The sequence below is a fragment of the Streptomyces sp. NPDC058307 genome (assembly GCF_042880295.1).
In the GTDB taxonomy this organism is placed as follows: Bacteria; Actinomycetota; Actinomycetes; order Streptomycetales; family Streptomycetaceae; genus Streptomyces.
This window is the reverse complement of sequence record NZ_JBHVYZ010000088.1, coordinates 19058-27566: the sequence shown is the minus strand read 5'-3', so window position 1 is coordinate 27566 and position 8509 is coordinate 19058. Positions and strand designations below refer to the sequence as shown.

The following is an 8509-nucleotide window of genomic DNA, read 5'->3' as shown; positions in this document are numbered from 1 at the left end:
GACGGCACGATCATCCCGATCACCGACGAGGACCTGGCCCATCTGCCGCTCCCGACGGCCAAGACCATCGAGATCGTCGCTTTCGTGCCGGCCGACCGGATCGACCCGCTCCAGATGGACGCGTCGTACTACCTCCAGGCGGGCGGCGCCCCCGCGGCCAAGCCGTACACCCTGCTCAGGGAGGCGCTGAAGCGCAGCCACAAGGTGGCCATCGCCAAGTACGCTCTGCGGGGGCGGGAACGGCTCGGGATGCTGCGGGTGGTGGAGGACGCCATCGCGCTGCACGGCCTGCTGTGGCCGGACGAGGTCCGCGCGCCCGAGGGCCTCGCCCCCGACACCAAGGTCACCATCAGCGACAAGGAGCTCGACCTCGCCGACGCGCTGATGGACACCCTCGGTGAGATCGACCTCGACGAACTGCACGACGAGTACCGCGAGGCCCTGGAGGAGGTCGTCGCCGCGAAGGCCGCGGGCGAGGCGCCCCCGGAGGCGCCCGAGCAGGCCCGTGCCGGCAAGGTCCTCGACCTGATGGCGGCGCTGGAGAAGAGCGTGCGGGAAGCGAAGGAGTCGCGGGGCGAGGAGGCGGGGGAGGTCAGACAGCTGCCGCAGCGGAAGTCGGCGCGGGCGGCGCCGAAGCAGACGGGCGGGAAGAAGTCGACCGCCAAGAGCACCGCGAAGAAGACGGCTGCCGCGAAGAAGACGACGGCGAAGTCGTCACAGGGGACGAAGAAGACCGCGGCGGCCAAGAAGACGACGACCGCGAAGACCACGGCCGCGAAGAAGACGGCGGCCAAGAAGACGACCGCCCGCAAACGGACCGCGTGACCTGCGCGCCGCCGTCGGCACCGCGCAGGTCGCGTCGGTCTGCGGGAGCGGTCAGTCGACGACCTTCGCGGACTCGATGATCACCGGCTGCGTCGGCACGTCACCGTGACCGCGGCTGCTGCCGGTCCGTACGCCCTTGATCTGGTCGACGACGTCCTGGCCCTCGGCGACCTTGCCGAACACCGTGTAGCCCCAGCCGTTCGGGTTCTTGGCCGTGAAGTTCAGGAACTCGTTGTCCGAGACGTTGATGAAGAACTGGGCGGTCGCCGAGTGCGGGTCGCTGGTGCGCGCCATCGCCACGGTGTACGCGGTGTTCTTCAGACCGTTGTCGGCCTCGTTCGGGACCGGCGCGAGCGTGGGCTTCTGCACCATGTCCGGGGTGAAGCCACCGCCCTGGACCATGAAGCCGTCGATCACCCGGTGGAAGACCGTGCCGTCGTAGTGCCCGTTGCCGACGTACTTCAGGAAGTTCTCGACGGTCTTGGGCGCCTCGGCGTCGGCGAGCTCGAGGACGATACGGCCGAAATTAGTGGTCAGCTCGACCCTGGACATGGGAATCGTCCCTTTCTGGTGGGGCATGACCGAAGCATCTTGTCACACGCCTGTGCGGGTGCAGGTGGTGTTCCGCCGCCTCAGGCGCGCGCCGGTCGCCCTGCTTCCCGTCGGAAGGCCCACCGCATCTCCGGTTCCACCAGGTAGCGAAAGGCGCGTCGGACCGGTGGGGTGCACAGGGCGGTCACGGTGGTCGCGGCGAGCAGGGCGACCGCGGCCGCACCCAGTGGTCCGTGGACCCGGGCGGGGTCGTACCAGCCCCAGAACCGGGCGCCCTGGACGAGGAAGCCGTACAGCGTGCCCGCGCCCAGTGCGGTGAACGCACCCGACCAGGACCAGCGAACACCCGGAGGCGACCAGCGTCATCACCGGTCCCGACCAGGCGGGCGCGCCCAGCTCCTGGGCGCTGTCCCGGTGGTAGAGCCAGGCCGCGCTCATCCGTGGCACCGCCCGGTACGCCGCCACGAGCGCGAGGGCGAACACCGGCCCGGCGAGCAGCCGTACCGACCGCCGACGGATCAGCCGGAAGTGCCGGGGTGCGAGTGTCAGGCCCAGCACGAAGTACGGCAGGAACTGCAGGACACGCTGAAGGTCGAGGTCGTCGCCGATGGAGGGCGTGAGGGTGGCGAGCATCGCCACGGCGAGGGCGACCGGCACCGGATGACGTACCCGCTTCCATAGCGGGGTGGTGAGCCGCCACACGAACAGAGCCACCAGGAACCACGTCAGGTACAGGGGATCCAGCAGGCTCACCGGCCGGCCTGGCACCCGGTCCGGCCACCGCGTGAAGAACGGGTACGCCGTCTCGAAGACTACGTACGGCACAGCGCGGACACGCCCCGGCTCCCCTCCCGCAACGGCTCCCCCGCGTGGCCGACCGCGACCAGCACGATCGCCAGGTACTTGGCGTCGTCGAAGAAGGCGTCGCGCTCCCGAGGGGCGGCTGTGGCAAGGTGCTCGTCGTGCATCCCGGGCGCTTCACCGCTGCGGGAGCGACCCAAACTCCGTACCTGTGTGCCGGCCGTACCCCGTTCCGGCTCGTCGTTCCCGTCAGGCGGCCGTGCTCAGCGCTTCCCGTCCCGCCACCTCGCCGCCCGGCTTCGTCGGCAGGGACACGGGCTCCAGGGTCCGGCGCCCCCGTGCCAGGAACCCCGCGCCGATCACGCCCGCGATGAGCAGGCCACCGGTCACGAGAGCTCCGCGTGCCCCGGCCAGCTCCATGAGCAGACCCAGCGCCGGCGGGCCGCCCAGGCCCCACACCGTGCCGATGCTGCTCCATACGCCGAGGACGCGTCCGCGCAGGTGGGCGGGCGGGTCGGTCTGGAGGACGGCCGTGCCGGCGGTGTCGGAGACGGACTCCACCACGGCCATGGGCAGGACCAGCACCAGCAGGACGGCCACCGACGGTGACAGTCCCGCCGCCAGTTGCAGCAGCGCGCCCGCGGCGGCCAGCGTGCCCACCAGCCGGACCGAGGGCCGCCGCAGCCGGGCGCCGAGGAACGCGCCCAGGATGCCGCCGACGGCGAGAACCGAGGAGACCGTGCCGAACGCCCCCGTACCGCCCGCGAGCGGCCCGGTGACGAGCACGGCCAGGGTCAGCCCGTAGTTGCGGCCGAAGACCGCGCTGATCCCGGTGATGCCGGCGAGCGCGACCAGACGGGGACGGGCCGCGAAGAAGCGCAGGCCTTCGCGCACGGTCGTGTCGGGCCCGGCCGCGACCGTCGCCTTCGGCCCGGGTGCCGGGGCCGCACCGGGTGCGGGGCGCAGGAACGGCACGACCGCGGCGACGAACAGGAAGGACAGCCCGTTGGCCGCGTACGCGGCGGCCGTGCCCAGGAAGGCGACCGTCACACCGGCCAGGGCGGTCCCGACGAGCCGGCCGGCGCTGTGCACCAGCGCGCCGATGCCGATGGCGGACGGGACGTCCTCGGCCGGGACGAGATCGTTGCCCAGCAGGGCGCACGCCGGTCCGTCGACGGTCGCGATGGTGCCGGTCACGGCGGCCAGCACCAGCAGGGACGTCATGTCGAGCCGGTCCAGCGCCACGAGCGCGGCCGTGACGAAGGCGACCGCCCCGAGGAGGGTCTGGCTGACGGCCGCCGTCACCCTGCGCGACCAGCGGTCCACCGCCGCTCCGCCCAGCAGGCTCATGAACAGGGCGGGGCCGGCCTGGACGGACATCGACAGGCCCGTCGCGGCGGCGGACCCGGTGATCTGCAGAACGAGCAGGTTCTGCACCGTGAGCTGCATCCAGGTGCCGGCGTTCGACACGAAGTTCGCGACGGACCACCAGCGCATGCTGCGGTGTCTCAGGGATCGCCACGGAGAACGTGACGCCGGGGCAGCGGAAGGGCAGGCAGGGGCAGGAACGGAAGACACAGTGCGGTACCCGTGAGGTGAAGTGGCAGGTCAGGCAGGCAGGCGAAACCGAAGAACGCCGGGCTGCGCTGCGCGGTCATCCACCGAGTCGGTCACGGCGCGCACCATCGTGGCAGACGGGACCGGTGAGCCGGCCGCGGTTCGCCGTACGACAGCGCCCGCACGGGCTCAACCGCCGCTCGCGCTCGGTGCACTTGCTGTGTCGAGTGCCGTTGCTCACAGGCTTCCCGGACCTTCTCCGCCCGGGGCTGGAGGGGCTCGGGGCAGCCCCCGCATCAGTCGCGGGCCCTGTGGGTCCTGTGCACAATAGGGATCAATGTGTGAAAGCTACTCGTAAGGGAACCCAGCGTTCGTTCCGTCGGGAAAACGGCGGCTGCGGCCAGGACGGCCCTGTTCCTGACGCACGTTCCGTGCGTCCAGTCCATACCTGTCCTTTCACTCCATTCCCATGAGCCGCTCGCGTCGCACCGGTACGTGCGCGCCGCTCTCCGGCCCCGCGAGCGCGGCTGAAGGACGTCCCATGACTGATGCCACCCCTCGTGTGCCCTGGTGCCGTGCGCTGGTGACCGGCGGTGCCGGCTTCCTCGGCAGCCATCTGTGCGAGCGCCTGCTGGATTCAGGTGTCGAAGTCGACTGCGCGGACAACCTGGTGTCCGGATCGCGCCGGAACATCGCCCACCTCGACGGCCGCGCCGGATTCAGGTTCGTCGAGTGCGATGTCTCCGTGCCCGAGTGCCTACGGCGCCTGCCGGGACCGTACGACCTCGTCCTGCACTTCGCCTGTCCCGCCTCGCCCGCCGACTACCTGCGGCTGCCCCTGGAGACGCTCGACGCCGGCAGCCTGGGCACCCGCACCATGCTGGCCCTGGCCGAGCGGGACCGGGCACGCTTCCTGCTCGCCTCGACGTCCGAGGTGTACGGCGACCCCCTCGTGCATCCGCAGCGCGAGGACTACTGGGGCAACGTCAACCCGGTGGGTCCGCGCAGTGTGTACGACGAGTCCAAGCGGTTCGCCGAGGCGCTGGTCACCGCCCATGTGGGGGCCAGGGGTGCCGACGCCGGCATCGTGCGCCTGTTCAACACCTACGGGCCCCGTATGCGCGCCCACGACGGCCGCGCGGTGCCGACGTTCGTCTGCCAGGCGCTGGCCGACGAGCCGCTGACGGTGGCGGGCGACGGCAGCCAGACGCGGTCCCTGTGCTACGTCGACGACACGGTCGACGGGATCCTGCTGGTGGCCGCGAGCCACTCGGTACGGCCCGTGAACATCGGCGGGACCGACGAGGTCACGGTCCGGGACATCGCCCGGAGGGTGGTGGAACTGGCGGGCTCCTCCTCGCGCATCGAGTTCGTCGACCGCCCCGTCGACGACCCGCAGCGCCGCCGCCCGGACACCCGGCTGGCCCGTGAACTGCTGGGCTGGGCCCCCAAGGTGCCCTGGGAGGAAGGGATCAAGCAGACCATCGCCTACTTCGCGACGGCGCGGCCGGCACGGGAGCCGGCCAGGCAGGTCTGAGCCCGCAAGCCCGCGAAGTCGTCCACCCCGCCGCCCCGGAGGAACCGTATGCGTGTCCTGGGAATCAACGCCCTCTTCCACGACCCCGCCGCCGCCCTGGTCATGGACGGCAGGATCGTGGCAGCGGCGGAGGAGGAGCGCTTCAGCCGTCGTAAGCACGGCAAGCGGCCCATCCCCTTCTCCGCGTGGGAACTGCCCGAACTGTCCGCCCGCTGGTGCCTGGAGCAGGCCGGTCTCACCCCGGCCGAACTGGACGCGGTCGCCTACTCCTACGATCCCGAACTCGCCCGTCCCGCCGACCAGTTGGGCCTGAACGACCCCTGGGACCAGCTGCGTCAGGAGTACGCCCGACGCGCCCCCGAGTTCCTGGCCGAGGCCCTGCCAGGACTCGACCCGGCCAAGGTGCGCTTCGTCCCGCACCACGTCGCCCACGCCGCCTCGGCCGGCCAGGCCTCCCCCTACCCGGACTGCGCCGTCCTCGTCCTGGACGGCCGCGGCGAATGCGGCTCCCACCTCGCGGGCCGCTACGCGAACCGCGAACTCGCCGTCCTGGGCACGCAGTCACTGCCCGACTCCCTGGGCCTGTTCTACGAGGAGCTCACCCAGCACCTCGGATTCCTGCGCAGCAGCGACGAGTTCAAGGTGATGGCCCTCGCGTCCTACGGCCGTCCGCGCTTCCTGGAGCAGCTGCGCGAGTACGTCCACCTGGAGGGCGAGGGCGGCTTCCGGGCCCGGCCGGTGCCCTGGTCGTCGCTGGTCCCGCCCCGCGCGGCGGCCGACCCCTGGACGCAGGACCACGCCGACGCGGCGGCCAGCGCCCAGGCGTGTCTGGAGGAGGTCCTGCTCGGCCTGGTGGGTTGGCTGCACGAGCGCACCGGCGAGGAGACGCTGACCCTGGCGGGCGGTGTGGCGCTCAACTGCGTGGCCAACACGCGCCTGTACCGGGAAGGACCCTTCCGCCGCGTCTGGGTGCAGCCCGCGGCCGGGGACGCCGGCACAGCCCTCGGTGCCGCGCTCCACATCGCCCACCAGAAGGAGACGGTGGAGGCCATGCCGACGGCCGCCCTGGGCCGCGGCTGGAGCGACGACGAGCTGCGCACCTGGCTGGAGACCGCCGCCGTCCCCTACGAGGAGCCCGCCGACATCGCCGACACCGTCGCCGACGAACTCGCCCGCGACGGCATCGTGGCCTGGTTCCAGGGACGCAGCGAGTACGGTCCCCGGGCCCTGGGCCACCGGTCGCTGCTCGCCCATCCTGGCTACGCCGGAAACCTGGAACGCCTCAACGCGGTCAAGGGACGGGAGGAGTTCCGGCCGGTCGCCCCCATGGTGCTCGCGGACCGGGCGGCGGAACTCTTCGACGGGCCCCTGCCCAGCCCCTACATGCTCTTCGTGCACGACGTCGCCGCCGCGTGGCGCGACCGCATCCCGGCCGTGGTGCACGTCGACGGCACGGCCCGGATCCAGACCGTGGAGCGCGACACGGAGCCGCTGGTGGCCCGCATGATCGACGGCTTCGAACGCCGCACGGGGCTGCCCGTGGTGGTCAACACCAGCCTCAACACGGCCGGCCGGCCCATGGTCGACGACCCGCGGGACGCCCTGGAGTGCTTCGGGTCCGCCCCCGTGGACCTGCTGGCCCTCGGGCCGTTCGCGATCCGGCGGAAGGGGATGTTCGCATGACGGACGCCCCGGCCTCCGCCCCGCCCGCCTACGCCGTCGTCGTGCCGACGATCGGACGCCCCTGCCTCGCCGACTGCCTGCGCGCGCTCGCCGCGGCCACCGGCCACCCGCCCACCGAGGTCGTCGTGGTCGACGACCGCCCGGACCCGGCCGGGAAACTGCCGCTGGAGGCAGCGGGCGACCTGCGCGGGCGGGTGCGGACCCTGCGCAGCGGCGGACGGGGCCCCGCGGCCGCCCGCAACACCGGCTGGCGCACGGTCACCGCGCCCTGGACCGTCTTCCTCGACGACGACGTCCAGGTGCTGCCGGACTGGTCCCGCCGGCTCGCCGAGGACCTCGCCGCGGCCGACGCCGTCACGGGCGGTATCCAGGGCCGGCTGACCGTCCCGCTGCCCACGGACCGCCGGCCGACGGACTGGGAGCGCGGCACAGCCGGACTGGAACAGGCCGCGTGGGCCACGGCGGACATGGCCTACCGGACGGCCGCACTGGCGCAGGTCCACGGCTTCGACGAGCGCTTCCCCCGGGCCTTCCGTGAGGACGCCGACCTCGCGCTGCGGGTGCGGGACGCCGGCTGGACACTGCGCCACGGACGGCGCACCACCCGCCACCCGGTGCGTCCGGCCGACCGCTGGGTGTCGGTACGCGCCCAGCGCGGCAACGCGGACGACGCCCTGATGACCCGGCTGCACGGGCGCGACTGGTGGACACGCGCCCAGGCACCCCGGGGACGGCTCGCCCGGCACACGCTGGTGACGGCCGGCGCGCTCGTCGCGGCCGGGTGCGCGCTGACCGGCAGACCACGGGCCGCCGGTGGAGCCGGAGCGCTGTGGGCGCTGGGCACGGCCGAGTTCGCCCTGGCCCGTATCGGACCGGGTCCGCGGACCGCCCACGAGATCGCCACCATGCTCGCCACCAGCGTGGTCATCCCGCCCCTCGCGGTCCGCCACTGGCTCGACGGCCTGATACGCCATCGACGCGCCGCACAGCTGGGGAGCATGCCGTGAACCACCTGACCCCACCCGCCACCCGGCCCGCCGCGGTGCTCCTCGACCGCGACGGCACCCTCGTCGAGGACGTCCCCTACAACGGCGACCCCGACCAGGTGCGCCCCCTGCCCGGCGCGAGACAGGCCCTGGACCTGCTGCGGGCGGCGGGCATCGCGACCGGCGTGGTCAGCAACCAGTCGGGCATCGGCCGCGGACTGCTCACCCACACCGACGTACGCCGGGTCAACGCCCGGGCGGACGAGCTGCTCGGCGGCCTCGGCACCTGGGTGTACTGCCCGCACCTGCCCGAGGACGGCTGCGACTGCCGCAAACCCCGGCCGGGTCTGGTGACCGAGGCGGCCCGACGGCTGGGAGTGGCTCCGTCGGACTGCGTGGTGATCGGCGACATCGAGGCCGACGTCCTGGCCGCAGAATCCGCGGGCGCCCGCGTCATCCTCGTACCCAACGCGGCAACCCGGCCCGAGGAGGTCGGGACGGCTCCCCGGACCGCCCCCGACCTGCTCACGGCGGTCCGCGAGCTCCTTGCGGAGGAGGAGCCGCGGGA

The 8509-nt window shown here is 72.8% G+C and carries 6 protein-coding genes and 2 pseudogenes; 5 read left to right on the top strand and 3 right to left on the bottom strand.

The window, feature by feature from the left end; translation table 11 throughout:
- On the top strand, positions 1-825 hold an 825-nt coding region (locus ACFVYN_RS37800; protein WP_390006782.1), incomplete at its 5' end, for a Ku protein.
- Positions 826-876: 51 nt separating this feature from the next.
- Here ACFVYN_RS37800 and ACFVYN_RS37795 read toward each other — a convergent pair.
- The 3 genes and pseudogenes from ACFVYN_RS37795 to ACFVYN_RS37785 all read right to left on the bottom strand — a co-directional run bounded on the left by ACFVYN_RS37795 (position 877) and on the right by ACFVYN_RS37785 (position 3675).
- On the bottom strand, positions 877-1377 hold the full coding sequence (locus ACFVYN_RS37795) for a peptidylprolyl isomerase (RefSeq protein ID WP_390006781.1): 501 nt from the start codon (positions 1375-1377) through the stop codon (positions 877-879).
- An 80-nt stretch (positions 1378-1457) separates the two neighbouring features.
- Positions 1458-2345, bottom strand: a pseudogene (locus ACFVYN_RS37790) (acyltransferase family protein).
- 82 nt (positions 2346-2427) lie between these two features.
- On the bottom strand, positions 2428-3675 hold the full coding sequence (locus ACFVYN_RS37785) for an MFS transporter (RefSeq protein WP_390006779.1): 1248 nt from the start codon (positions 3673-3675) through the stop codon (positions 2428-2430).
- Between the two features lie 601 nt (positions 3676-4276).
- On the opposite strand from ACFVYN_RS37785, the gene ACFVYN_RS37780 reads away from it, so the two are divergent.
- The 4 genes and pseudogenes from ACFVYN_RS37780 to ACFVYN_RS37765 form a co-directional block, all read left to right on the top strand.
- Entirely contained in the window at positions 4277-5272 is a 996-nt protein-coding gene (locus ACFVYN_RS37780; RefSeq protein ID WP_390006778.1) for an NAD-dependent epimerase/dehydratase family protein, read from the top strand.
- Between the two features lie 48 nt (positions 5273-5320).
- Positions 5321-6955, top strand: coding sequence for a carbamoyltransferase (locus ACFVYN_RS37775; RefSeq protein WP_390006777.1), 1635 nt, complete (start codon positions 5321-5323; stop codon positions 6953-6955).
- On the top strand, positions 6952-7962 hold the full coding sequence (locus ACFVYN_RS37770; RefSeq protein ID WP_390006776.1) for a glycosyltransferase family 2 protein: 1011 nt from the start codon (positions 6952-6954) through the stop codon (positions 7960-7962). Before ACFVYN_RS37775 ends, ACFVYN_RS37770 begins: the two co-directional genes overlap by 4 nt.
- A pseudogene (locus tag ACFVYN_RS37765) lies at positions 7959-8495 on the top strand (D-glycero-alpha-D-manno-heptose-1,7-bisphosphate 7-phosphatase); the annotation flags it as partial. The gene ACFVYN_RS37770 and the pseudogene ACFVYN_RS37765, both read left to right, overlap by 4 nt.
- Positions 8496-8509 lie beyond the last annotated feature (14 nt).